The following is a 24,770-nucleotide window of genomic DNA, read 5'->3' as shown; positions in this document are numbered from 1 at the left end:
AGTACGGCAACGATTGCGTCCCCTCATTCAGCATTACGTAAACGTTAAACTTGTTAAAATGGAAATGACATGTCCCAAATCGAAGCGGTGTTTTTTGACTGTGACGGCACGCTGGTTGACAGTGAAGTGATTTGCTCGCGCGCCTATGTCACTATGTTCCGGCAGTTCGGCATTACGCTTGAGCTCACGGAAGTATTCAGACGCTTTAAAGGCGTAAAGCTCTACGAAATTATCGATACCATCAGTAAAGAGCATGGCGTTGCGCTGGCAAAGGCGGAGCTGGAACCCGTGTACCGCGCGGAAGTGGCGCGCCTGTTCGATACCGAACTGGAAGCGATCGCGGGCGCAAATACCCTGCTGGAGAGCATTAAGACGCCCATGTGCGTGGTATCCAACGGGCCGGTCAGTAAGATGCAGCATTCGCTGGGTAAACTGGGCATGTTGCATCATTTTCCCGATTTGCTGTTTAGCGGTTACGATATTCAACGCTGGAAGCCCGATCCGGCGCTGATGCTCCATGCGGCGAACGCCATGAAGGTCAATGTTGAGAAGTGTATTCTGGTGGATGATTCCAGCGCGGGCGCGCAGTCAGGAATTGCAGCGGGAATGGAAGTGTTTTATTTCTGCGCCGATCCGCATAACAAGCCGATCGATCACCCTAACGTGACGACGTTTACCGATTTGGCGCAGTTGCCGGGATTGTGGAAAGCGCGCGGGTGGGAGATTACGCGTTAACTGAAATGCCGGATGGCGCTAACGCTTATCCGGCCTACAGCATCTGTACCTGTAGGCCCGGTAAGCGCAGCGCCACCGGGCAAAAGAATGAGATTTACTCTTTCGGGTCTTTCCCCGCCAGCAGCTTATCCAGCTCATCGCCGCCCACGTGACGGAAGTCTTGCCCCTTCACGAAGTAGAAGATGTATTCGCAGATATTCTGGCAACGGTCACCGATACGCTCGATAGAGCGCGCGCAGAATAACGCGGTCAGCACGCTGGGAATGGTGCGCGAGTCTTCCATCATGTAGGTCATCAGCTGACGCACGATGCCTTCATATTCCTGGTCAACTTTCTTGTCTTCACGATAGATACGCACCGCTTCATCGAGATCCATGCGCGCGAACGCATCCAGCACATCGTGCAGCATCTGCACGGTGTGGCGGCCCAGTGACTCCAGACTCACCAACAGCGGCTGGTGCTGCTGGGAGAATTTCTCCAGCGCGGTACGGCAGATTTTATCCGCCACGTCGCCAATGCGCTCCAGTTCGGCGATGGTTTTGATAATCGCCATTACCAGACGCAGATCGCTCGCCGTCGGCTGGCGCTTGGCGATAATACGCACACAGGCTTCATCGATGGCGACTTCCATCATATTAACCTGATGATCGCCTTCTACCACGCGCTTCGCCAGCTCGCTGTCCTGGTTGTGCATGGCGGTAATAGCGTCAGAAAGCTGCTGCTCCACCATGCCGCCCATGGTCATTACCTGAGTGCGGATGCTTTCCAGTTCGGCGTTGAACTGGCCGGAAATATGTTTATTAAGGTTCAGACTGTCCATTACGCACTCCTGAATTAACCGTAACGACCGGTGATATAGTCTTCTGTTTGTTTCTTCGCGGGCTTGGTGAACAGATCGTCCGTGTTGCTGAACTCAATCAACTCGCCCAGGTACATAAACGCCGTATGATCGGAACAACGTGCCGCCTGCTGCATGTTGTGGGTCACGATCACCACGGTGTAATCCTGTTTCAGCTCGGTGATCAGCTCTTCAATACGCCCGGTAGAGATCGGGTCCAGAGCTGAACACGGCTCATCCAGCAGCAACACTTCCGGGCGAATGGCGATACCGCGCGCAATGCACAGACGCTGCTGCTGACCACCGGAGAGAGAGTACCCGCTCTGGTGCAATTTATCTTTGGTTTCGTTCCATAATGCGGCTTTGGTCAACGCCCACTGCACGCGTTCGTCCATATCGGCACGAGACAGCTTCTCAAACAGACGCACGCCAAAGGCGATATTGTCATAGATGGACATCGGGAACGGCGTCGGCTTCTGGAATACCATCCCCACTTTTGCGCGCAGCAGCGCGATATCCTGGGTGTTGGTGAGAATATTGTCGCCATCCAGCAGAATTTCACCTTCCGCGCGCTGCTCCGGATAAAGCGAATACATTTTATTGAAGGTACGCAGTAGCGTTGATTTACCACAGCCGGATGGCCCGATAAATGCCGTTACCTGATTCTTCGCGATATCCAGATTAATGTTCTTCAGGGCATGGAATTTGCCGTAGTAGAAGTTCAAATCACGAACCTGAATCTTACTCGGGGCAGTTTCAACCATACTCATTTCACTCTTTTCCTCATCCAGCGCCGCATCCGCCACGCCGTAAAATAATGCCTGATGGCGCTACGCTTATCAGGCCTACAATGTCTTTAACCGTGTTTTTTCTTCGCGAAAACAACACGCGCCAGAATATTCAGCAGCAGTACGCACAGGGTAATAATCAGCACGCCCGCCCAGGCTAATTGTTGCCATTCGGCAAACGGGCTCATCGCGAATTTAAAAATGGTCACCGGCAGGTTGGCGATCGGCTGCATCATGTCGGTGCTCCAGAACTGGTTGGAGAGCGCGGTAAACAACAATGGCGCCGTTTCGCCGGCAATACGCGCAATAGCCAGCAGGATACCGGTCATAATGCCGGAGATAGAGGCTTTCAGCGTAATCGCGGAAATCATCTTCCACTTCGGCGTACCCAGCGCATAAGCGGCTTCACGCAGGCTATCCGGCACCAATTTGAGCATGTTTTCAGTGGTACGGATAACGATCGGTACCTGCAACAGCGCCAGCGCAATCACCCCTGCCCAGCCGGAGAAGTGCTGCATCTGCGCCACCACGATGGTGTAAACAAACAGCCCCACAACAATTGACGGCGCGGAAAGCAGAATGTCGTTAATAAAGCGAATGATTTCCGCCAGCCAGGATTTACGGCCATACTCCGCCAGATAGATCCCGGCCATAATCCCCAGCGGCGTACCCAATACGGTAGCCCAGAGAATCAACAATCCACTCCCCGCCAGGGCGTTCGCCAGCCCGCCGCCCGCCGTGTTCGGCGGCGGCGTCATTTCGGTAAACAACGCCAGCGACATACCATCAATGCCGCGCGTGATGGTGGACATCAAAATCCAGATCAGCCAGAACAGGCCAAATGCCATCGTCGCCATTGAGAGCGTTAGTGCGATACGGTTCTTCATGCGGCGACGCGCCTGCATCTTGCGACGGGATTCCGCGAGCTGCGCGGTGTTCTGCATATCAAGCGTAGCCATTAACGTGCTCCCTCGTTCTTCGCCAGACGCATAATCATGAACTTAGACGCCGCCAGGACGATAAAGGTGATCACAAACAGGATCAGTCCCAGTTCCATCAACGCTGCCACGTGCAGACCCGATTCCGCCTCAGCGAATTCGTTCGCCAGCGCGGAAGTGATGCTGTTGCCCGGCATATACAGCGACGCGCTGTCGAGCTGGTAAGTGTTGCCGATGATAAAAGTGACCGCCATCGTTTCACCCAGAGCACGGCCCAGTCCCAGCATAATGCCGCCGATCACGCCATTTTTGGTGAACGGTAGCACGATGCGCCAGATAACTTCCCAGGTAGTACAGCCTATACCGTAAGCGGACTCTTTCATCATTACCGGCGTTTGCTCGAAGACGTCGCGCATAACCGCCGCAATGTAGGGGATGATCATGATGGCGAGGATGACGCCCGCCGCCAGAATGCCGATACCAAACGCCGGGCCGGAGAACAGCGCGCCGACAAACGGAATGTTGGAAAGAATATTGCCGACCGGCTCCTGGAAGTACGTCGCAAACAGCGGCGCGAAGATAAACAGCCCCCACATGCCGTACACGATACTGGGAATTGCCGCCAGCAGTTCAATGGCGATGCCGAGCGGACGCTTTAGCCAGCCTGGCGCCAGCTCGGTTAAAAACAGGGCAATGCCGAAACTGACCGGAACGGCGATCAGCAGTGCGATAAAGGAGGTCACCAGCGTGCCATAAATGGGCACCAGAGCGCCGTAGATATCGTTTGGCGCGTCCCATTCCTTAGTCCAAAGAAATGAGAAACCAAATTTCTGAATACTTGGCCAGGAGGAGATGATCAATGAGACGATAATACCGCCCAACATCAATAGCACAATCAGCGCAGCCAGTTTTACCAGCGCGCTGAAAATCATGTCGCCTTTTTTACCCGGCGGGTTAAAAGCAGGCTTGGTTGCAGCCATAAATTACTCTTTCCATTAAACGCGTTTTACGACGTTGCCCCTGCCGGATGGCGCTACGCTTATCCGGCCTACAACGTGGGCCTGCGGTCGAAACCGTAGGGCGGATAAGCGTAGCGCCATCCGCCAATTCGTTAATTAATACAGCGCCTTACCGTTGCTGTCTTTTATACTGGTCTTCCAGGCGGTACGAACCTGCTCAACAACGTTATCCGGCAGGCTGGCGTAGTCCAGATCATTCGCCTGTTTAGCGCCATTTTTGTAGGCCCAGTCGAAGAACTTCAGCACTTCAGCACCCTGCTCAGGTTTCTTCTGCGCTTTGTGGACCAGGATAAAGGTGGTGGAGGTGATTGGCCACACATCGTCACCTTTCTGGTTGGTCAGATCCTGCGCGAAGGTTTTGCTCCAGTCAGCGCCTTTCGCCGCATTAGAGAAGCTCTCTTCCGTCGGGCTTACCGGTTTGCCGTCGGCTGAAACCAGTTTGGTGTAGGCCAGGTTGTTCTGCTTGGCATACGCATACTCAACGTAGCCAATAGCGCCTGGCAGACGCTGTACAAATGCCGCGATGCCGTCGTTACCTTTACCGCCCAGACCGGTTGGCCAGTTCACGGTAGAACCCGCGCCCACTTTCGATTTCCACTCGTCGTTGACTTTCGCCAGGTAACTGGTGAACACGAAGGAGGTACCGGAACCGTCAGCGCGACGCACCACAGCGATGTTCTGAGAAGGCAGCTTCACGCCTGGGTTCAGTTTGGTGATGGCTTCATCATCCCACTTTTTGATTTTACCGAGGTAGATGTCACCCAGTGTTTTACCATCCAGCACCAGTTCGCCGGATTTGAGGCCTGGAATATTCACCGCCAGCACCACGCCGCCGATCACCGTCGGGAACTGGAACAGGCCTTCCTGATTCAGTTTTTCGTCAGACAGCGGCGCATCGGAAGCGCCAAAATCAACGGTATTCGCGGTGATTTGTTTCACGCCGCCGGAAGAGCCTATCCCCTGGTAATTGACTTTGTTACCAGTTTCTTTCTGGTAGGTATCCGCCCATTTGGCATACACCGGCGCAGGAAACGTTGCACCGGCACCTGTCAGGCTTGCTGCTGCAAAGGCAGAGAACGCGCTCATCGATAAGGTCGCGGCGACAACAGTTGCGACAGTGGTACGCATAACTTTCATAATGTCTCCTGCACGGTTTCGGTAAATCGTTGTTTGAGTTGCTACGATGAGCAAAATAGGACAAATTGATGACAGTTATATGTCTTGATTATGACGGTTTGATGACAATGGAAATAAAAAAAGCTGGCCCGGGGAGACACCAGACCAGCCTGCAGAGGGAGATGAATTAGACTGTTTGCGCAACCGCAGACGGTTTCAACAGCGCATACATCAGGCCGCAGACAATCGTGCCCAGGGCAATCGAGAGCAGATATTGCATCACATGTTCTACCGCATGCGGGATCGCCAGGACAAAGAGGCCACCGTGTGGCGCCATCAGTGTACAACCGAAATACATGGATAGTCCCCCGGCGATTGCGCCACCGACCATCGTAGAAGGGATGACGCGCATCGGGTCACGCGCGGCGAAGGGAATCGCCCCTTCAGAGATAAAGCACAGCCCCAGGATAAAAGATGCATTACCCGCTTCATGCTCAGCGGCATTGAATTTCGCTCTGGCCGCCCAGGTTGCGACGCCCATTCCTAATGCCGGTACCATCCCTGCCGCCATAATGGCCGCCATTGGCATATAAGAATGAGAAGCCAGTAAACCGACGCCGAAGGTATACGCAGCTTTATTCACCGGCCCACCAAGGTCAAAACCTTGCATTGCGCCCAGCAACATTCCCAGCAAAATAGCATTCGTAGAGGTCATATTCCCCAGGAACGTCGTCAGCCCTTCCATCACCGCAGAAACGGGGCCACCCACCACGTAAATCATGATTAGGCCGGTAATCAGCGTAGACAGTAGCGGCAAAACCAGCACAGGCTTAAGCGCTTCCATTGACGCTGGCAGCTTAATATTTTGCGCCAGAAACCGTACGCTGTAACCGGCCAGAAAACCGGCCACAATCCCTCCCAGGAAACCAGCGCCGCACAGGCTGGCCAACATCCCGCCAATAAGCCCCGGGGCCAGACCCGGACGATCGGCAATTGAGAAGGCAATAAACCCAGCCAGTACCGGCACCATCAGCGCAAAGGCCGCCTTACCACCAATTTGAAATAGCGCAGCCGCCAGCGTGCCCGGCTCGTTGAAGGCCTGGATACCGAAGACAAAAGAGAGCGCGATACACAATCCTCCCGCCACCACCAAAGGAAGCATATGGGATACGCCGGTCATTAAATGCTTATAAACGCCAGGTAGCTCTGTTTTACCAGCTGAAGAAGAGCGCCCGGTACTCCCCTGATAGACCTCGGCGCTATTGAAAGCATTATCCATTTCCTGTGCACTCTTTTTTAGCGCCGCGCCGGTACTGGTGCGATAGAGTCTTTTGCCAACAAAGCCTGACAGATCCAGCTCAATATCCGCCGCGATAATCACCACATCCGCTTGCGCTATCTCTTCCACGGTCAGCGTGTTCTTCGCCCCGACGGAACCGCGGGTTTCAACCTTGATCCAGTCACCACGCTTGCGGGCTTCAATTTCCAACGCTTCTGCCGCCATAAAGGTATGGGCGACGCCCGTCGGACAGGCCGTCACAGCAACAATTTTTTTAGTCATAGTAGGGTACCCTGTTCTTTTAATTTAAAGAAAAAGCGGGAAAAAATGTTACAGGCGTGACCAGGCCGCTGCTTTCTGGAACAGCGCGTCATCCGGGCGAATCCCGGTATAAAGGACAAATTGCTCCACGGCCTGAATAGCAAACACTTCGGAACCGGTAATCACGGTTTTACCGCGTTCACGGGCGTAGCGGATCAGCGGCGTGACGGGCGGTAGCGCCACCACATCAAAGATAACGCTCGCCTTATCCACTTCCTGTTCGGAATAAGAGAGTTTGTCGGCATCATTACCGCCAGCCATTCCGATAGGCGTGGCGTTAATTAACAAATCGGCTTCAATACCGTCGGTATCCGGGCGCCATTCATAGCCATAGAGTTCGGCCAGTTGTTTACCTGACGCTTCATCAATCGCAACAATATAACCACGGGTAAACCCCGCATCCTTCAGCGCGCAAGCCACCGCCTTTGCCATACCACCGCTGCCACGCAAAGCAAACACCAGGTCGGGAGAGACCTTGTAATTCGCCAGCAAGCGAGCTATTGCAATGTAATCGGTGTTGTACGCCTTCAGATGGCCATTGGTATTCACAATGGTATTAACTGAGTGAATGGCCTGAGCGGAAGCATCCAGTTCATCCACCAGCGGAATGCAGGCTTCTTTAAACGGCATAGAGATCGCGCACCCACGGATCCCCAACCCGCGCACGCCGCTAATGGCCTGCGTAAGATCGGTCGGCGAAAAGGCTTTGTAGAGATAATTGAGATCCAGCGCTTCGTACAGATAGTTGTGAAAGCGTGTACCGAAGTTACTCGGGCGTGCCGCCAGGGACATGCAGACCTGAGTATCTTTATTAATGCGCTTTGTCATGATGAATCCTCATAGAAGTTGCGATAGAGAAAATCATCGGCTAAAAAGGGGATATTAAAAATTGCTCATTCCCGTTCGGGAAATTTCACCTTTTATGACAACCCGGCACACTGAACAAAAATACTTAAAGCTACTCCAGCACTATGGCGACAAGCCCGTTAGCGTGACGCTACAGGAGCTGGCGGATGTGTTGTTCTGCACCCGGCGGCATATGCGTAATCTGTTGCTTCAGATGCAGGAGGCAAAGTGGCTCATCTGGCAATCACAGGCCGGACGTGGGCATCGCGCCCGGCTTCACCTGCGCTATAAACCAGAACAGCTGTTAAGCGAAAAGGCGGAGCAGTTGCTGGAGTCTGGTCATGTTGATCAGGCCATTCAACTGCTGGGTAAAAATAAGCACCAGGTGGCGCAACTGCTGCGCTCAAAACTGGGCTATAGCGTGCGGGCAGACTATCAGCGGCTGTGCATCCCCTATTACCGGACAATGCCGTCGCTGTGCCCCGGCACGCCGCTGCGTCGCTCTGAACAGCATCTGGTCAGGCAGATTTTTAGCGGCCTGACGCGCATAAATGAGGAAAAAGGTGAAGTCGAAGCCGATCTTGCCCACCACTGGCGGCAGATTGATCCGCTGCGCTGGCGTTTTTATCTGCGCCCCGCCGTCCTCTGGCATGATGGTCAGGAGCTGACGATCGACGCGGTTATCGCTTCACTGACCCGCAGCGCTAAGCTGCCGTTGTTCTCGCACTTGCAGACCATTCAGGCCACCGGGCCGCTGAGCCTTGAAATTACGCTGGCGCACCCGGATAACCGACTGCCGCTGCTGCTCAGCCATATTGATGCCATGATCCTACCGCCTGACCATACACAACGCGCTGATTTCCCGGCACATCCTGTGGGGACTGGCCCTTATGAGGTGGTGGAAAACAATGGCTTTCATCTGCAAATGAAGGCCTTTGACCACTACTTTGGTCTGCGCGGGCTGCTGGATGAAGTGGAGGTCTTTATCTGGCCGAATTTAACGGAGACAGACAACCTGGCGGAATCGCTGTCGGATAACGACACGGCAGCCTGGCTCAGCTCCAGCCTGAGCGATGAGGATTACGTTTCCGGACGGCTTAGCCAGGTATCAGGCAAACCTTCTGACAACCTGCGCGAGATGTTTCTTGAGCGTGGAGGATATTTTTTATTATGCGACAGCCGCTCCCCGCACTGGCATACCGCCGAACATCGCCGCTGGCTACGGGAAACACTCAGCCCTTACGCCATACTCCAGCATCTGAGTGAGGCAATTCGCCCCTTCTGGGTACCGGGCGGCAGCCTGCTGTCCTCCTGGTTTCATACTATTGAGGCGGGCCCGGCCTGTTCACCTTTTATCTCGTCGCCCTACGCAAAACTGCGTCTGGCCTATCACGATCAGCACCCTGAATTTCCAATGCTCCTGGATATCATGCAAGAGATCATGCGCCAGCAGGGCATTTTACTTGAGGGCGTTGCACTGAATTATGATGACTGGGCAAGCGGCAAGGCCGAGGTTGATCTCTGGCTGGGGACGGTCAATTTCCCCATTCCCGAAGAGTGGAACGTCGGTACATGGCTACTGGGCTCCCCTTTACTGCGCCATGCCATCAGCGGTGGGGATGATGCGCTGCTGGCCCAATGGGAAACCCAGTGGCATGCCGAAACCATCAGCGCGGAACAACTGGTCAGGGAAACCACCCGTTCAGGCTGGCTACAGCCGCTGTTTCACCACTGGATGCGACTCAAAAGCCCCGACCGGGCCAGGGGGATCCACCTGAATAACCTGGGATGGTTTGATTTCCGATCCACCTGGATTGAGCCAGGGCCTTAAAGAAGAGAATGTGACCGGGTGCCCGTAGCGCAGGCAGGCGTAGCACCTCTTAGTCGCTCTTCAGCCACCATAGAGAAAGAACAGCGCCTGTCACGGCGCACAAAAAAAGGCCGTCTGTCGACGGCCTTCTGCCTGGTACTACATTTGACTTACTCTACCGTCACCGATTTCGCCAGGTTACGCGGCTGGTCAACGTCGGTGCCTTTAATCAGCGCCACGTGATACGCCAGCAGTTGCAGCGGAACGGTGTAGAAGATAGGCGCGATCACTTCTTCCACATGCGGCATCTCAATGATGTGCATGTTGTCGCTGCTGACGAAACCCGCATCCTGATCGGCGAAGACGTACAACTGACCGCCACGCGCGCGAACTTCTTCGATGTTGGATTTCAGTTTCTCCAGCAGTTCGTTGTTCGGTGCCACCACAATCACCGGCATGTCGGCGTCAATCAGCGCCAGCGGACCGTGTTTCAGCTCGCCTGCAGCATAGGCTTCCGCGTGAATGTAAGAGATCTCTTTCAGCTTCAGCGCGCCTTCGAGCGCAATCGGATATTGATCGCCACGCCCCAGGAACAGCGCGTGATGCTTGTCGGAGAAATCTTCTGCAAGCAGCTCGATACGTTTGTCCTGCGACAGCATCTGCTCAATACGGCTCGGCAGCGCCTGTAGGCCATGCACGATATCATGCTCAATGGACGCATCCAGACCTTTCAGACGCGCCAGTTTCGCCACCAGCATCAACAGCACGGTTAACTGGGTGGTGAAGGCTTTGGTAGATGCTACGCCAATTTCCGTTCCGGCATTGGTCATCAGCGCCAGATCGGATTCACGCACCAGCGAAGATCCCGGCACGTTACAAATGGCCAGAGAGCCCAAATATCCCAGCTCTTTCGACAGACGCAGGCCAGCCAGGGTATCTGCCGTTTCGCCAGACTGTGACAGGGTAATCATCAGGCTGTTACGACGCACGGCAGATTTGCGATAGCGGAATTCAGAGGCGATTTCAACGTCGCACGGAATACCTGCCAGCGATTCAAACCAGTAACGGGAAACCATACCGGAGTTGTAAGACGTACCGCAGGCGAGGATCTGAATATGCTCAACCTTCGACAGCAGTTCATCGGCGTTCGGTCCCAGCTCGCTTAAATCCACCTGACCGTGGCTGATGCGCCCGGTAAGGGTGTTTTTAATCGCGTTCGGCTGTTCGTAGATCTCTTTCTGCATGTAGTGGCGGTAAATACCTTTATCGCCCGCGTCATATTGCAGATTGGATTCGATATCCTGACGTTTTACTTCCGCGCCGGTGTTATCGAAGATATTTACCGAACGGCGAGTGATTTCAGCGATATCGCCCTCTTCAAGGAAGATAAAGCGACGAGTCACTGGCAACAGCGCCAGCTGGTCAGAAGCGATAAAGTTTTCGCCCATACCCAGGCCAATCACCAGCGGGCTACCAGAACGTGCAGCCAGTAGGGTATCCGGGTGACGGGTATCCATGATCACTGTACCGTACGCACCACGCAGCTGCGGGATAGCACGCAGAACAGCCTCACGCAGAGTACCGCCCTGTTTCAGTTCCCAGTTTACCAGGTGTGCAATCACTTCGGTGTCGGTTTCAGAAACGAAGGTATAGCCACGCGCTTTTAACGCTTCACGCAGCGGTTCATGGTTTTCGATGATGCCGTTATGCACCACCACAATGTGTTCAGAAACATGCGGATGCGCGTTAGCTTCTGAAGGTTCACCGTGCGTCGCCCAACGCGTGTGAGCAATACCGGTGCCGCCATGCAGAGGATGTTCTTCCGCTGCCTGAGCCAGCATCTGGACTTTACCGAGGCGACGCAGACGGGTCATATGACCTTCTGCATCAACCACGGCCAGACCGGCAGAGTCATATCCGCGGTATTCCAGACGACGTAAACCTTCGAGAAGGATTTCAGCTACATCACGCTGCGCGATAGCGCCAACAATTCCACACATAGTTTTATTTCCTGATTATGGCATTACGCCATGCGTTGTCGCTGACCTGTATGCCCGTCGTTGCGGGCGCCCCGAGCCTTGTAGAGAGTGGGGTTATTTTTATAAGTACTGCTCATGGAGCGGAGGATTATTTTATCCTCTCATCTCCGGTCTGCCGGATGGCGCTGACGCTTATCCGGCCTACAAAATCACTTTTTCTTCACCGGACGCTGCCAGCCTTGCTTATGCACCTGCGGCACGCGGCTTAATACCAGTTCATTGTCAGCTACGTTACGGGTGACGGTAGTCCCTGCGGCGATGGTGGCCCCTTTACCAACAGTAACCGGCGCCACCAGTTGGGTATCGGAGCCGACAAACACATCGTCGCCAATAACCGTTTTGAATTTGTTCGCGCCATCATAGTTACAGGTGATGGTCCCCGCGCCGATATTCACGTTGTCGCCAATTTCCGCATCGCCCAGGTAGGTCAGATGGCCGGCTTTAGAACCTTTACCGAGACGCGCTTTTTTCATTTCAACGAAATTGCCGACGTGAGCGCCCGCTAACAGCTCCGCGCCGGGACGCAGGCGAGCAAACGGGCCGATGGTGCAGGCCGCTTCCAGATGCGCATCTTCCACCACGCTGTATGGGCTAATTTCGCAGTCATCGCCAATAACGCTGTTTTTAATAATGCAGCCCGCGCCGATCTTCACGCGGTGACCGAGCGTTACATAACCTTCGATGATAACGTTAGCGTCAATTTCGACATCCATTCCACAATGAAGGGTGCCGCGGAGATCAAAACGTGCCGGATCGCGCAACATAACGCCGGATAACAGCAGTTTCTCCGCCTGTTCGGCCTGGTAAATACGCTCCAGACGAGAAAGCTGTAGACGGTTATTCACGCCGTCCGTTTCGCTGATGCGAGCCGGATGCACCGCGGCGATTTCCCGTCCTTCCTGATAAGCCAGCGCGATGATATCAGTGATATAATATTCACCCTGCGCATTATTGTTAGTCAGCTTAGACAACCAGCGTTTCAGGTCCGCGCCGTTGGCGATCAGAATACCGGTGTTAATTTCCTGGATCTGACGCTGTTCATCAGTGGCGTCTTTATGTTCAACGATGCCGGTCACTTTACCGTTTTCACGCGTAATACGGCCATAGCCGCTCGGATCGTCCAGCTTCACGGTTAATAACCCAATACCACCCTGCGGTTTGGCATCGCGCAGGCGCTGTAAGGTTTCAACCGAAATCAGCGGCACGTCGCCGTAAAGCATTAAAATATCTTCATCGTCGCTAAAGAAAGGCGCGGCCTGCTGCATTGCGTGACCTGTTCCCAACTGTTCCGCCTGAAGCACCCAGTTTAGCTTGTCATCTTTCAGGGTCTGTTTTAACAACTCGCCACCGTGGCCATAGACCAGATGAACCTGTGCGGCCCCTAATTTAGTAGCTGCATCAATGACATGCTGCACCATGGGTTTACCCGCCAGCGTGTGCAGCACTTTAGGAATATCGGAATACATGCGCGTGCCTTTACCTGCGGCAAGGATCACTACGCTCATAGCACTATTTAACATACGCGTCCTGACTGTAATTTGAGAACGAATTTATACTGTTTCACGTTGAAAATACTACATTTTTTTCATCGTAAAATGGAAGAAGGATAAAACGCTCACCGGGATAAAATCCCCGCCTGCTAATGAATCATTTTCGTTCATTACCGCGCCTCTTGTCTCCTGAAAAGTAAAAACACCCGCGTATTGGCAACGTAGTCCGATGTTTTTGCTGTTTTTTTACTCCATAAATAAAGAAGATAACGTAATAAAGCGCAGGGGAGTCAGAAAAGCAAAAACCAGCGACAGAGGCCGCTGGTTTTCCGTTGCGCGTATTTTTTACTTAATTACGCGACATAAAAATCCGCAAAATATACCAGAACATGGTCGCGATAGAAGCAAACAGATGTAATGCCGCGCCAGCAGGGCGATCGGTAGGGTAATGGTGAATAATGTTAGAAGTATCGTAAAGTATAAACCCGGCGCACAGCAGTACCATTAGCGCAGAAAACCAGACGCCCAGCGAGAAGCCGCAGATGACGCTGGCAATAATCGCGCCAAAAGCAATGAACCCAGCCATAGTCAGAAACGAGCGCAGAAAAGAAAAGTCTTTTTTTATAGAAAAAGCGGTAAACGTCAGGCCGCCGACCAGCAACAGAGTCGTTATTGCCGCCGCGCCAATGCTCGACGGGTTAATATACGCCGCCACCGTTAACAGGGGGGCAAAAATCAGGGATTCTGCCAACACATAAATCCCCAGCCCGATAAGTTGCGTTTGATTATTCCCCGCATTCTCCGCCAGACGGGTCGCCAGCATTCCCACCAGCATAAAAGCGCCGAGAACAACCAACCAGCTATATCTTCCACCAGCCAGCAGCACATCAAGCGCATACTCCCCGACCCCTATAAAACTCCACGCCGCGCTCAATACGATAAAACCGACGATGGCGATGGCGAGATGAAGATAAGCACGACGAATAAAGGTAGTACGATCAATCCTTGAGTCGGGTTGTGGACCCGCAAAGGATGGCTGAAATGACATAGTAATAATCCCTCATTTTATGCAATAAAAACGCATCCATTCCTCCCTTCTTCGCACAATGTGCAGATGCCAATGACAGAAAGAAGGATTTAATGAAAACAGCGCTGTCGCTGAAAACGCATCGCCTTCAGCCGCTTGTTTTTGTCGTTGCTAGTTTATCGAATAAAAATTGAGAGGATAAAAAAAAACCAGTCCGCAATCAGACTGGTTTTATGCTTTCAAGCCGGTGTTACATCGCTTTTTTGGTCAACTCGATAACGCGCAGTTTAGCGATCGCTTTGGCCAGTTCCGCAGACGCCTGAGCGTAATCCACGTCACCGTGCGAGCTCTTAATGTGCTCTTCGGCTTTACGCTTCGCTTCCAGGGCTCGCGCTTCGTCGAGATCCTGACCGCGAATCGCGGTATCCGCCAGAACGGTCACGCTGCCAGGCTGCACTTCCAGAATGCCGCCGGACAGATAGATAAACTCTTCATGACCGTGCTGCTTAACGATGCGAATCATACCAGGCTTAATGGCGGTGAGCAGCGGCGCGTGCCCCGGGTAAATCCCCAGTTCGCCTTCGCTACCCGTAACCTGGATTTTCTCGACCAGACCGGAGAACATTTGTTGCTCCGCGCTGACGACATCCAGGTGGTAAGTCATTGCCATATCACCCTCCGATTAAGGCGTTAAAGTTTTTTGGCTTTTTCCACGGCTTCGTCGATGGAACCGACCATGTAGAACGCCTGCTCCGGCAGGTGATCGTATTCGCCTTCCATGATGCCTTTAAAGCCACGGATGGTGTCTTTCAGGGAAACGTATTTGCCCGGAGAACCGGTAAATACTTCCGCCACGAAGAACGGCTGGGACAGGAAGCGCTGAATTTTACGCGCGCGTGCTACCACCAGTTTATCTTCTTCAGACAGTTCATCCATCCCCAGGATGGCGATGATGTCTTTCAGTTCCTGATAACGCTGCAGGATGGACTGAACGCCACGAGCGGTGTCGTAGTGCTCCTGACCAACAACCAGCGGATCCAGCTGACGGCTGGTGGAGTCCAGCGGGTCAACGGCCGGGTAGATACCCAGAGATGCGATCTGACGGCTCAGTACCACGGTTGCATCTAAGTGCGCAAAGGTGGTGGCTGGAGACGGGTCAGTCAAGTCATCCGCCGGTACGTATACCGCCTGTACGGAGGTGATAGAACCGGTTTTGGTGGAGGTGATACGTTCCTGCAGAACGCCCATCTCTTCCGCCAGAGTCGGCTGGTAACCTACTGCGGAAGGCATACGGCCCAGCAGTGCGGATACTTCCGTACCGGCCAGGGTGTAACGATAGATGTTATCGACGAACAGCAGTACGTCACGACCTTCGTCACGGAATTTCTCCGCCATGGTCAGACCGGTCAATGCAACGCGCAGACGGTTTCCCGGCGGCTCGTTCATCTGGCCATACACCAGGGAGACTTTATCGATAACGTTGGAGTCGGTCATTTCGTGGTAGAAGTCGTTACCCTCACGAGTACGTTCCCCTACGCCCGCAAACACAGAGTAACCGGAGTGCTCGATCGCGATGTTACGAATAAGCTCCATCATGTTTACGGTTTTACCTACACCCGCACCACCGAACAGACCGACTTTACCGCCCTTCGCGAACGGACACATCAGGTCGATAACTTTGATACCGGTTTCCAGCAGTTCCTGAGAGTTTGACAACTCTTCGTAGGAAGGCGCTGCGCGGTGAATCGCCCAACGCTCTTCTTCACCGATGTCGCCTTTCATGTCTACCGGGTGACCCAGTACGTTCATGATACGACCCAGCGTGGCTTTACCTACCGGAACTTCGATCGGGTGCTGGAGGTCGGTGACATCCAGACCGCGACGCAGACCGTCGGAAGAACCCATGGCGATGGTACGCACGATACCGCCGCCAAGCTGTTGCTGAACTTCCAGCACCAGCTTCTCATTACCATTTTGCACCTCAAGGGCATCGTACACGCGCGGTACGGCATCCTGAGGGAACTCGACGTCAACTACGGCGCCGATTACCTGGACAATTTTTCCAGTAGCCATCTTGAATCCTCTACGAAATAACCTGGTTAAACCGCGGCGGCCCCCGAGACGATCTCGGTGAGTTCCTGAGTAATGCTGGCCTGACGAGCTTTGTTGTATACCAACTGCAGCTCTTTAATCAGGCTGCCGCCATTGTCGGTTGCGGCTTTCATCGCCACCATTCGTGCGGCCTGCTCGCTGGCCAGGTTTTCTACCACGCCCTGATAAACCTGAGACTCCACATAACGACGCAGGAGAGTATCCAGCAGCGCTTTCGGGTCTGGTTCATACAGGTAATCCCAGGCTTTACGCTTCAGATCATCATCTTCTGACGCCGGCAGCGGCAGCAGTTGAGTGATCGTCGGCACCTGAGACATGGTGTTAATAAATTTGTTGCTGACAATGTAAAGCTTGTCCAGACGGCCTTCGTCGTAGGCCTGCAACATCACTTTAACCGGACCGATCAGTTCGGACAGAGAAGGGTTATCCCCCATACCTGTCACCTGAGCGACAACGTTGCCGCCTACGGAATTAAAGAATGACACGCCCTTAGAGCCGATCATTGCGAGTTCGCACTGAACGCCTTTATCGGACCATGCCTTCATATCCGCCAGCAGCTTTTTGAACAGGTTAATGTTCAAGCCACCGCACAAACCACGGTCGGTCGACACTACCAGGTAGCCCACGCGTTTAACGTCGCGCTCTTCCAGGTAGGGGTGCTTATATTCCAGATTACCGTTCGCAAGGTGACCAATCACTTTGCGCATGGTCTCTGCATAAGGACGGCTGGCCGCCATGCGATCCTGCGATTTACGCATTTTGGAAGCGGCGACCATCTCCATCGCTTTAGTGATCTTTTGCGTGTTCTGGACGCTTGCGATCTTACTACGTATCTCTTTTGCGCCGGCCATGAGCTTCTCCTCAATGCCTTACGGCCTGCCCTAAGGCAAGCCGCCAGACGTTACCAGGACTGGGTTGCTTTGAAGGAATCGAGGATGCCTTTCAGCTTGCCTTCGATTTCGTCGTTATAGCCACCGGACTGGTTGATCTCTTGCATCAACGGAGCGTGATCACGGTCGACATAAGCCAGCAGAGCAGCTTCGAAGCTACCGATTTTCGCCAGCTCTACATCCGCCAGATAACCACGTTCTGCTGCGAACAGAACCAGAGACTGCTGCGCGACGGACATCGGCGCATACTGTTTCTGTTTCAGCAGTTCGGTCACTTTCTGACCGTGGTCAAGCTGTTTACGGGTGGCATCGTCAAGGTCGGATGCAAACTGAGAGAACGCCGCCAGTTCACGATACTGCGCCAGCGCGGTACGAATACCACCGGACAGTTTTTTCATGATCTTGGTCTGGGCTGCGCCACCTACACGGGATACCGAGATACCCGGGTTAACCGCAGGACGAATACCGGCGTTAAACAGGTTAGATTCCAGGAAGATCTGACCATCGGTAATGGAAATTACGTTGGTCGGAACGAACGCGGAAACGTCACCTGCCTGCGTTTCGATAATCGGCAGCGCGGTCAGAGAGCCGGTTTTCCCTTTAACTTCACCTTTGGTGAAGGCTTCGACGTAGTCGGCGTTAACACGCGCAGCACGCTCCAGCAGACGGGAGTGGAGGTAGAATACGTCGCCCGGGAATGCTTCACGTCCTGGCGGACGACGGAGCAGCAGGGAGATCTGACGGTAAGCAACAGCCTGCTTGGACAGATCATCGTAAATGATCAGCGCATCTTCGCCGCGGTCGCGGAAGTATTCGCCCATTGCGCAACCGGCATACGGCGCCAGATATTGCAGCGCAGCGGATTCGGACGCGGTAGCCACCACTACAATGGTGTTAGCCAGCGCGCCGTGTTCTTCCAGTTTACGCACCACGTTAGAGATGGTGGACGCTTTCTGGCCGATAGCGACATAGATACATTTGATACCGGAGTCGCGCTGGTTGATGATGGCATCGATAGCCAGCGCGGTTTTACCGGTCTGACGGTCACCGATGATCAGTTCACGCTGACCACGACCGATTGGGATCATGGAGTCAACGGCTTTATAGCCGGTCTGCACCGGCTGATCGACAGACTGACGATCGATAACGCCCGGCGCAATCGCTTCAACGGCAGAGAAGCCGTCATTATCAACCGGACCTTTACCGTCGATTGGCGCACCCAGGGTGTTCACCACACGTCCCAGCAGGCCGCGGCCAACCGGAACTTCCAGGATACGACCCGTACATTTAACCTTCATGCCTTCGGCAAGGTCAGCGTATGGACCCATGACTACCGCACCCACGGAGTCGCGCTCCAGGTTCAGTGCGATAGCGTAACGGTTACCCGGCAGGGAGATCATTTCACCCTGCATACAATCGGCCAGGCCGTGAATGCGGATAACACCGTCACTGACAGAAACAATAGTACCTTCGTTGTGAGCTTCGCTCACCACATTGAACTGAGCAATGCGCTGCTTGATCAGTTCGCTGATTTCGGTGGAATTCAGTTGCATGCTCCAGTCCCCTTAAGACTGCAAGACGTCTGCAAGGCGCTCAAGACGGCCGCGTACGCTGCCATCAATGACCATATCACCCGCCCGGATGATAACGCCTGCCATTACAGACTTATCGATTTTGCAATTCAGCTTCACTTTGCGTGACAGACGTTTTTCCATCGCGGCGCTGATTTTCGAAAGCTGCTCTTCACTCAATGCGGTTGCCGACGTAACTTCTACCTCGGAGGTAGCTTCACTGGCGGCACGCAGATGAATAAACTGCTCCAGAACATCCGGGAGCGCGTTCAGACGATTATTTTCAGCCATCACCCGAATCAGGTTCTGACCGTTTTCGTCTAACTGCTCACCGCAGACTGCGATAAACGACTCAGCGAGCGTTTCCGGCGCCAGCGCGCCAGAGAGAAGCTCTGCCATTTGTTCGTTCTTGGTTACCTCGGCGGCAAACGCCAGCATATCCTGCCAGCGCTCTACACTTTGGTGTTCAACGGCAAAGTCAAAAGCTGCTTTGGCGTAGGGGCGAGCTACCGTAACAAATTCAGACATCAGCCCCTCCCTCCTTACAGTTCAGCGACAAGTTTATCCACGATGTCGCTGTTAGCAGCTTCATCCACGGAACGTTCGATGATCTTCTCGGCGCCAGCAACAGCCAGGATAGCAACTTGCTTACGCAGCTCTTCACGGGCGCGTTTACGCTCGGCTTCAATTTCCGCCTGCGCCTGCGCCACGATTTTAGTACGTTCCTGCTCTGCTTCAGTTTTGGCTTCGTCCAGGATCTGAGCGCGGCGTTTGTTTGCCTGCTCGATGATTACCTGAGCTTCCGCTTTCGCTTTTTTCAGCTGGTCGGTCGCGCTGGCCTTTGCAAGGTCAAGATCCTTATGTGCTCGTTCAGCAGAAGCGAGACCGTCAGCAATTTCTTTCTGACGTTTCTCGATGGCTGCCATTAACGGCGGCCATACGTACTTCATGCAAAACCAGACAAAGAGAATAAACGCGATGGCCTGGCCGAGGATTGTTGCGTTAAGATTCACAGCACAATGCCTCTATCTAGTTAACCTTCTGATATTGCTCTTAATTCAAGCAACGCTTACTACGCGACAGCGAACATCACGTACAGACCCAGACCTACAGCGATCATCGGGATAGCATCCACCAGACCCATAACGATAAAGAACTGAGTACGCAGCAGAGGAATCAGATCAGGTTGACGCGCCGCGCCTTCCAGGAATTTACCCCCGAGGATGCCGATACCGATCGCAGCACCGATTGCCGCCAGACCCATCATCACAGCGGCAGCCATGTACAGCAGATCCATATTCAGGTTTTCCATGACAGTCTCCAGTTTGTTTCAGTTAAAACGTAGTAGTGTTGGTAAATTAATGCTCTTCGGACGCCATCGACAGATAGACAATCGTCAGAACCATGAAAATGAAGGCTTGCAGCGTAATAATCAGGATGTGGAAAATGGCCCACGGCACATTCAGAATCCACTGTGACCACCACGGCAACAGACCAGCAATCAGAATGAAAATCAGCTCACCGGCATACATGTTGCCGAACAGTCGCAGACCGAGAGAAACCGGTTTGGACAGCAGACTTACCCCTTCAAGGATTAAGTTGACAGGAATGAACGCCCAGTGATTGAACGGCTGCAGCGTCAACTCTTTTGCGAAGCCGCCGATGCCTTTCATTTTGATGCTGTAGAACAGAATAAGGATGAATACGCCCAGCGCCATCGACAGGGTGATGTTGACGTCAGCAGACGGCACCACGCGCGTTGCCGGCAGACCCAGCCAATGCTCAGCGATATACGGCAGCAGGTCGATAGGCAGTAAGTCCATCAGGTTCATAAGGAATACCCAGACGAAAATCGTCAGGGCCAGCGGCGCAATCAGCTTGCTTTTGCCATGGTACATGTCTTTGACGCTGCCATGCACAAAGCCGACTATCAGCTCAATCGCGGTCTGAAACTTGCCTGGCACGCCGCTGGTCGCTTTTTTAGCAACGCTACGGAACATCACCAGAAACAACAGACCCAGCACCACCGAGAAGAACATGGAGTCAATATTGAGCGTCCAGAAGGTGGCTGGGGGGTTCTGCGGATCCACCAGCGAGAAAGTACGCAGGTCCAGCTGAAGGTTATTCAGATGGTGTCCTATGTATTCCTGCGGCGTCATATTTTCTGAAGCCATGATGCCTTTTACCCTTTGTTGTTAATTACAGCCGGCGCCAGTATCTGAACCACCAGCACCAAAACCCACGTAACGATCAGCGGCAAAAACACCGCCTTTAAAACCGCCAACGCCACCACCAGTAAAACCAGCATCGCTAACACCTTGAAGGCTTCACCGAAGGCGAAAGTCCAGGACACGCGGCCCTTAGCAGGTGTATGCGCCTGGTGACGCCAGGCAAATATCATAAACAACATATTAGGCAGTGCCACTGCCAATCCCCCACATACTGCGGAGATGCCCCAGAAGGGGTCTTTGAGGCAAAACAGCAATCCACTTGCTATTACCGCCAGAAACTGAATGAACAGAAGCTTACGAGCAACGTTTCGACTCACGAGCGACACAGACATCACGTTTTTACTCCTGCTCACTTCGAGGTATGCCGCGTGTCGTATAAAACGTTCTTTAAGACTTAGAGTCAAGCATCAAAAAGCGGTCAAATTATACGGTGCGCCCCCGTGATTTCAAACAATAAGTAGCCAAAAGGTGAATAAATGTTTAAATATTTTTCTCTGGCCCGCATTTTTAACTTTTAGCCAAAGTGTGAACGATCGTACAAAACTGCAAATAGCGCGAAAACACTGGCGATAAAGCGTGCACCAGATCACACATTAAACATATTCATGCTTACGCAATTCATTTACGTGTCAATTCATGCCTTTTCATCTTTTTGATATTTAAGCGTAAAACCAGGTACTGTTTTAAAAATACCAGCTTACACCTTAAAAACGCCCCATTGACATTTATAATAAAAATTTAACAAGCAAAAGTGATTTTTCGATTCGATTTTTAGCAGACTGATATTTACAAAGTTGATTACTCTCTGTTTTAACAAAAGAAGCGACGTTGTCATGTTGAAACGAAACCGTAAATCCAGAGTTAAATGTAACAACGCTGAAATGCGTTATACCTGTCGATTTTTAACACAAGCCGCGTCGTTTTTTTTCTATTTTTTTTGATAAAAATTAAACTTTGTTTGACTTAATAATCACCAGATGCCGCTCGCCTTCCAGTTGCGGAACGCGTAATTTTTCAACAGATTCGACGCTAAAATTGTCAGGTAGTGAGGCAATTTCATCCCCTGGCAATTGCCCTTTTAAGGCATAAAAACGCCCTTTCTCTCCCGGCAGATGGTGACACCAGCTCACCATATCATTCAACGATGCGAAAGCGCGGCTGATAACGCCATCAAACGGTGGTTCGGAGGGATAGGCTTCAACGCGGCTTTGAACCGGCGTGATGTTTTCCAGTTTCAGTTCGTGCTGGACCTGACGCAGAAAACGTACCCGCTTGCCCAGGCTGTCGAGTAAGGTGAAATGCGCGTCAGGGAGAACAATAGCCAGCGGGATGCCCGGCAGCCCCGGTCCTGTTCCTACGTCGATAAAACGCTGTCCCTGCAGATACGGCGCAACGACTATGCTGTCGAGAATATGGCGTACCAACATTTCGTTGGGATCCCGCACTGACGTCAGGTTGTATGCTTTGTTCCATTTGTGCAGCATATCAACGTAGGCGACCAGCAGCGTTTTCTGGTGATCGGTAAGAGAAATACCGGCATCAGCCAGCAGACGAGAGAGTTTGTTGAGCACGGTCATTACCTGTTAATAATCAAATGCCCGATGCGCTTTCGCTTATCGGGCCTACAAATTTGTAGGGCGGGCAAGCGAAGCGCCCCCGCCAAATTAGTGTTATCAAGCGCTACGACGCAGCATACCTTGTTTTTTCAGCCATACCAGCAGAATGGAGATTGCCGCTGGCGTAACGCCGGAGATACGCGATGCCTGGCCGATAGACGCCGGTTTATGATCGTTCAGCTTGGCGATAACTTCGTTCGACAGACCGGAAACCTGACGATAATCCAGCGTGGCAGGCAGCAACGTATTCTCGTTACGTAGTTGTTTTTCAATCTCATCCTGCTGGCGAGCGATATAGCCTTCGTATTTGACCTGGATTTCCACCTGCTCAGCGGCTTGCTCATCTTCAAGCGCAGGCGCGAATGCGGCAAGCGAAGTGAGATGTGCGTAGGTCATTTCCGGACGACGCAACAGATCTTCGCCGCTGGCCTCACGGGAGAGAGGAGTGGTCAAATGCGCATTCACTTCATCGGCGGATTCCGCAGACGGCGTTACCCATGTCGATTTCAGCCGCTGACGTTCGCGTTCGATATTTTCCAGCTTCTCGTTGAAGCGCGCCCAGCGTTCATCATCCACCAGACCCAGCTCGCGGCCCATTTCAGTCAGACGCAGATCGGCATTGTCCTCACGCAGCATCAGACGATATTCGGCACGGGAGGTAAACATGCGATACGGCTCTTTGGTGCCCAGCGTACAGAGATCGTCCACCAGCACGCCGAGATAAGCCTGAGAACGCGCAGGCGCCCAGCCCTCTTTGTCGGCGGAAAGACGCGCGGCATTCAGACCAGCGAGCAAGCCCTGCGCCGCAGCCTCTTCATAGCCGGTAGTACCGTTGATTTGACCAGCAAAGAACAGGCCGTGAATAAATTTACTTTCCAGTGTCGGTTTCAGATCGCGCGGGTCGAAGAAATCGTACTCAATCGCGTAACCAGGGCGAACGATCTTCGCGTTCTCCATGCCCTGCATGGAACGGACAATCTGCATCTGCACGTCAAACGGCAGGCTGGTGGAGATACCGTTAGGGTAAATCTCGTTAGAGGTCAGTCCTTCCGGCTCAAGGAAGATCTGATGCTGGTTACGATCGGCAAAACGCATCACCTTGTCTTCGATCGAAGGACAGTAGCGTGGGCCGATCCCTTCGATCACGCCAGCGTACATTGGGCTACGATCGAGGTTATTACGAATCACGTCATGGGTTTTCTCATTGGTATGCGTGATGTAACACGGCACCTGTTGCGGATGCTGAGAAGCATTCCCCATAAACGAGAAAACCGGCATCGGGTTATCGCCATGCTGTTGAGCCAACACGCTGAAATCGATAGTACGCGCATCAATACGCGGCGGTGTGCCGGTTTTCAGGCGACTGACGCGTAGCGGAAGCTCACGCAGACGGCGAGACAGCGGGATGGATGGCGGATCGCCAGCACGACCGCCGCTGTAGTTATCCAGACCAATATGAATTTTGCCGTCCAGGAAGGTCCCGACGGTCAGTACCACCGCTTTCGCGCGGAATTTGAGCCCCATTTGGGTCACAGCGCCGACAACGCGATCGTTTTCGACAATCAGATCTTCAACCGCTTGCTGGAAGATCATCAGATTCGGCTGATTCTCCAGCGCGGTACGCACCGCCTGGCGATATAAGACTCGATCCGCCTGAGCCCGGGTAGCGCGAACGGCCGGACCTTTGCTGGCGTTTAGTATCCTAAACTGAATACCTGCCTGATCGATCGCTTTCGCCATCAGACCGCCGAGCGCATCCACCTCTTTTACCAGATGTCCCTTTCCAATACCGCCGATCGCCGGGTTGCAGCTCATCTGCCCCAACGTGTCAATATTGTGTGTCAAAAGCAGAGTCTGTTGACCCATACGCGCTGCGGCCATCGCGGCCTCAGTGCCTGCATGACCCCCGCCAATAATAATGACGTCAAAAGGATCCTGATAAAACATGGTAATTGCCTCGCATAACGCGGTGTGAAAATGGATTGAAGCCCGGGCGGTGGATTCTACTCAACTTTAGCCGATGGAGAAAGCCCCGGGATCCGGGCTATTAAAAAGAAGATCTTTTTATTTAGAGATCTGTTCTATTGTGATCTCTTATTAGGAT

The 24,770-nt window shown here is 53.1% G+C and carries 23 protein-coding genes; 2 read left to right on the top strand and 21 right to left on the bottom strand.

The genetic code is table 11. The features are described from left to right. Positions 1-69: 69 nt before the first annotated feature. Positions 70-735 (top strand): 6-phosphogluconate phosphatase, encoded by a 666-nt coding sequence (gene yieH, locus EOS98_RS23090; RefSeq protein ID WP_000078081.1) that lies wholly within the window; start codon positions 70-72, stop codon positions 733-735. Positions 736-829: 94 nt separating this feature from the next. Here yieH and phoU read toward each other — a convergent pair whose 3' ends face one another. From phoU to EOS98_RS23055, 7 genes are all read right to left on the bottom strand, one after another. After that, positions 830-1,555, bottom strand: a complete 726-nt coding sequence (gene phoU / locus EOS98_RS23085; RefSeq protein WP_000377800.1) for a phosphate signaling complex protein PhoU — start codon at positions 1,553-1,555, stop codon at positions 830-832. Between the two features lie 14 nt (positions 1,556-1,569). Next, positions 1,570-2,343, bottom strand: a complete 774-nt coding sequence (gene pstB, locus EOS98_RS23080) for a phosphate ABC transporter ATP-binding protein PstB (RefSeq protein ID WP_000063118.1) — start codon at positions 2,341-2,343, stop codon at positions 1,570-1,572. An 86-nt stretch (positions 2,344-2,429) separates the two neighbouring features. Then, positions 2,430-3,320 (bottom strand): phosphate ABC transporter permease PstA, encoded by an 891-nt coding sequence (pstA, locus tag EOS98_RS23075; RefSeq protein WP_000212197.1) that lies wholly within the window; start codon positions 3,318-3,320, stop codon positions 2,430-2,432. Next, positions 3,320-4,279, bottom strand: a complete 960-nt coding sequence (pstC, locus tag EOS98_RS23070; protein WP_000741630.1) for a phosphate ABC transporter permease PstC — start codon at positions 4,277-4,279, stop codon at positions 3,320-3,322. The genes pstA and pstC overlap by 1 nt, the downstream gene beginning before the upstream one ends. A gap of 135 nt (positions 4,280-4,414) precedes the next feature. Further along, the gene (gene pstS, locus EOS98_RS23065) at positions 4,415-5,455 is read right to left on the bottom strand and encodes a phosphate ABC transporter substrate-binding protein PstS (protein ID WP_000867131.1); all 1,041 of its coding nucleotides are present in this window, start codon (positions 5,453-5,455) and stop codon (positions 4,415-4,417) included. Between the two features lie 166 nt (positions 5,456-5,621). After that, positions 5,622-6,995, bottom strand: a complete 1,374-nt coding sequence (locus EOS98_RS23060; RefSeq protein ID WP_127821212.1) for a fructose-specific PTS transporter subunit EIIC — start codon at positions 6,993-6,995, stop codon at positions 5,622-5,624. 48 nt (positions 6,996-7,043) lie between these two features. Next, positions 7,044-7,862, bottom strand: a complete 819-nt coding sequence (locus tag EOS98_RS23055; RefSeq protein WP_000166709.1) for a shikimate 5-dehydrogenase — start codon at positions 7,860-7,862, stop codon at positions 7,044-7,046. A 94-nt stretch (positions 7,863-7,956) separates the two neighbouring features. Here EOS98_RS23055 and EOS98_RS23050 point away from each other — a divergent pair, with 94 nt between their 5' ends. Beyond that, the gene (locus EOS98_RS23050; protein ID WP_126524417.1) at positions 7,957-9,711 is read left to right on the top strand and encodes an SgrR family transcriptional regulator; all 1,755 of its coding nucleotides are present in this window, start codon (positions 7,957-7,959) and stop codon (positions 9,709-9,711) included. Between the two features lie 149 nt (positions 9,712-9,860). Here the strand turns inward: EOS98_RS23050 and glmS are convergent, their stop codons facing one another. The 14 genes from glmS to mnmG form a co-directional block, all read right to left on the bottom strand. Then, positions 9,861-11,690 carry a glutamine--fructose-6-phosphate transaminase (isomerizing) gene (gene glmS, locus EOS98_RS23045; protein WP_000334061.1) on the bottom strand — a complete coding sequence of 610 codons (1,830 nt, stop codon included), beginning with the start codon at positions 11,688-11,690 and terminating at the stop codon, positions 9,861-9,863. A 188-nt stretch (positions 11,691-11,878) separates the two neighbouring features. Continuing rightward, entirely contained in the window at positions 11,879-13,249 is a 1,371-nt protein-coding gene (gene glmU / locus EOS98_RS23040) for a bifunctional UDP-N-acetylglucosamine diphosphorylase/glucosamine-1-phosphate N-acetyltransferase GlmU (RefSeq protein WP_000934851.1), read from the bottom strand. Positions 13,250-13,568: 319 nt separating this feature from the next. After that, a complete protein-coding gene (locus EOS98_RS23030) occupies positions 13,569-14,267 on the bottom strand; it encodes a Bax inhibitor-1 family protein (protein WP_126524416.1) in 699 nt (232 codons plus the stop codon). A 229-nt stretch (positions 14,268-14,496) separates the two neighbouring features. Beyond that, the gene (locus EOS98_RS23025) at positions 14,497-14,916 is read right to left on the bottom strand and encodes a F0F1 ATP synthase subunit epsilon (RefSeq protein ID WP_001251971.1); all 420 of its coding nucleotides are present in this window, start codon (positions 14,914-14,916) and stop codon (positions 14,497-14,499) included. Between the two features lie 20 nt (positions 14,917-14,936). Continuing rightward, positions 14,937-16,319, bottom strand: a complete 1,383-nt coding sequence (gene atpD, locus EOS98_RS23020; RefSeq protein WP_126524415.1) for a F0F1 ATP synthase subunit beta — start codon at positions 16,317-16,319, stop codon at positions 14,937-14,939. 26 nt (positions 16,320-16,345) lie between these two features. Further along, positions 16,346-17,209, bottom strand: a complete 864-nt coding sequence (gene atpG / locus EOS98_RS23015; RefSeq protein WP_000896506.1) for a F0F1 ATP synthase subunit gamma — start codon at positions 17,207-17,209, stop codon at positions 16,346-16,348. Positions 17,210-17,259: 50 nt separating this feature from the next. Then, complete coding sequence (gene atpA / locus EOS98_RS23010; RefSeq protein WP_001176751.1) at positions 17,260-18,801, bottom strand: F0F1 ATP synthase subunit alpha; 1,542 nt, start codon at positions 18,799-18,801, stop codon at positions 17,260-17,262. Positions 18,802-18,813: 12 nt separating this feature from the next. Beyond that, a complete protein-coding gene (atpH, locus tag EOS98_RS23005; protein WP_001288957.1) occupies positions 18,814-19,347 on the bottom strand; it encodes a F0F1 ATP synthase subunit delta in 534 nt (177 codons plus the stop codon). 14 nt (positions 19,348-19,361) lie between these two features. Next, positions 19,362-19,832: a F0F1 ATP synthase subunit B gene (gene atpF, locus EOS98_RS23000; RefSeq protein WP_001052212.1), complete on the bottom strand. Its 471-nt coding sequence runs from the start codon at positions 19,830-19,832 to the stop codon at positions 19,362-19,364. Positions 19,833-19,891: 59 nt separating this feature from the next. After that, positions 19,892-20,131 (bottom strand): F0F1 ATP synthase subunit C, encoded by a 240-nt coding sequence (gene atpE, locus EOS98_RS22995; protein WP_000429386.1) that lies wholly within the window; start codon positions 20,129-20,131, stop codon positions 19,892-19,894. A 46-nt stretch (positions 20,132-20,177) separates the two neighbouring features. Beyond that, positions 20,178-20,993, bottom strand: a complete 816-nt coding sequence (gene atpB / locus EOS98_RS22990) for a F0F1 ATP synthase subunit A (protein ID WP_000135632.1) — start codon at positions 20,991-20,993, stop codon at positions 20,178-20,180. An 8-nt stretch (positions 20,994-21,001) separates the two neighbouring features. Continuing rightward, on the bottom strand, positions 21,002-21,382 hold the full coding sequence (gene atpI / locus EOS98_RS22985) for a F0F1 ATP synthase subunit I (RefSeq protein ID WP_000116685.1): 381 nt from the start codon (positions 21,380-21,382) through the stop codon (positions 21,002-21,004). 615 nt (positions 21,383-21,997) lie between these two features. Further along, positions 21,998-22,621 carry a 16S rRNA (guanine(527)-N(7))-methyltransferase RsmG gene (gene rsmG, locus EOS98_RS22980; RefSeq protein ID WP_001519938.1) on the bottom strand — a complete coding sequence of 208 codons (624 nt, stop codon included), beginning with the start codon at positions 22,619-22,621 and terminating at the stop codon, positions 21,998-22,000. A 102-nt stretch (positions 22,622-22,723) separates the two neighbouring features. After that, positions 22,724-24,613 (bottom strand): tRNA uridine-5-carboxymethylaminomethyl(34) synthesis enzyme MnmG, encoded by a 1,890-nt coding sequence (gene mnmG / locus EOS98_RS22975; RefSeq protein ID WP_061383902.1) that lies wholly within the window; start codon positions 24,611-24,613, stop codon positions 22,724-22,726. Positions 24,614-24,770: the final 157 nt, after the last annotated feature.

Source organism: Salmonella sp. SSDFZ69 (assembly GCF_004010755.1).
GTDB classification, from domain to species: domain Bacteria; phylum Pseudomonadota; class Gammaproteobacteria; order Enterobacterales; family Enterobacteriaceae; genus Salmonella; species Salmonella enterica.
This window is presented reverse-complemented; position numbering and strand designations above follow the sequence as displayed.

Excerpts from the sequence above, each read along its gene's own strand:
- yieH (WP_000078081.1), top strand. The coding sequence starts at position 70 with ATGTCCCAAATCGAAGCGGTGTTTTTTGACTGTGACGGCACGCTGGTT.
- phoU (WP_000377800.1), bottom strand. The coding sequence starts at position 1,555 with ATGGACAGTCTGAACCTTAATAAACATATTTCCGGCCAGTTCAACGCC.
- pstB (WP_000063118.1), bottom strand. The coding sequence starts at position 2,343 with ATGAGTATGGTTGAAACTGCCCCGAGTAAGATTCAGGTTCGTGATTTG.
- pstA (WP_000212197.1), bottom strand. The coding sequence starts at position 3,320 with ATGGCTACGCTTGATATGCAGAACACCGCGCAGCTCGCGGAATCCCGT.
- pstC (WP_000741630.1), bottom strand. The coding sequence starts at position 4,279 with ATGGCTGCAACCAAGCCTGCTTTTAACCCGCCGGGTAAAAAAGGCGAC.
- pstS (WP_000867131.1), bottom strand. The coding sequence starts at position 5,455 with ATGAAAGTTATGCGTACCACTGTCGCAACTGTTGTCGCCGCGACCTTA.
- EOS98_RS23060 (WP_127821212.1), bottom strand. The coding sequence starts at position 6,995 with ATGACTAAAAAAATTGTTGCTGTGACGGCCTGTCCGACGGGCGTCGCC.
- EOS98_RS23055 (WP_000166709.1), bottom strand. The coding sequence starts at position 7,862 with ATGACAAAGCGCATTAATAAAGATACTCAGGTCTGCATGTCCCTGGCG.
- EOS98_RS23050 (WP_126524417.1), top strand. The coding sequence starts at position 7,957 with ATGACAACCCGGCACACTGAACAAAAATACTTAAAGCTACTCCAGCAC.
- glmS (WP_000334061.1), bottom strand. The coding sequence starts at position 11,690 with ATGTGTGGAATTGTTGGCGCTATCGCGCAGCGTGATGTAGCTGAAATC.
- glmU (WP_000934851.1), bottom strand. The coding sequence starts at position 13,249 with ATGTTAAATAGTGCTATGAGCGTAGTGATCCTTGCCGCAGGTAAAGGC.
- EOS98_RS23030 (WP_126524416.1), bottom strand. The coding sequence starts at position 14,267 with ATGTCATTTCAGCCATCCTTTGCGGGTCCACAACCCGACTCAAGGATT.
- EOS98_RS23025 (WP_001251971.1), bottom strand. The coding sequence starts at position 14,916 with ATGGCAATGACTTACCACCTGGATGTCGTCAGCGCGGAGCAACAAATG.
- atpD (WP_126524415.1), bottom strand. The coding sequence starts at position 16,319 with ATGGCTACTGGAAAAATTGTCCAGGTAATCGGCGCCGTAGTTGACGTC.
- atpG (WP_000896506.1), bottom strand. The coding sequence starts at position 17,209 with ATGGCCGGCGCAAAAGAGATACGTAGTAAGATCGCAAGCGTCCAGAAC.
- atpA (WP_001176751.1), bottom strand. The coding sequence starts at position 18,801 with ATGCAACTGAATTCCACCGAAATCAGCGAACTGATCAAGCAGCGCATT.
- atpH (WP_001288957.1), bottom strand. The coding sequence starts at position 19,347 with ATGTCTGAATTTGTTACGGTAGCTCGCCCCTACGCCAAAGCAGCTTTT.
- atpE (WP_000429386.1), bottom strand. The coding sequence starts at position 20,131 with ATGGAAAACCTGAATATGGATCTGCTGTACATGGCTGCCGCTGTGATG.
- atpB (WP_000135632.1), bottom strand. The coding sequence starts at position 20,993 with ATGGCTTCAGAAAATATGACGCCGCAGGAATACATAGGACACCATCTG.
- atpI (WP_000116685.1), bottom strand. The coding sequence starts at position 21,382 with ATGTCTGTGTCGCTCGTGAGTCGAAACGTTGCTCGTAAGCTTCTGTTC.
- mnmG (WP_061383902.1), bottom strand. The coding sequence starts at position 24,613 with ATGTTTTATCAGGATCCTTTTGACGTCATTATTATTGGCGGGGGTCAT.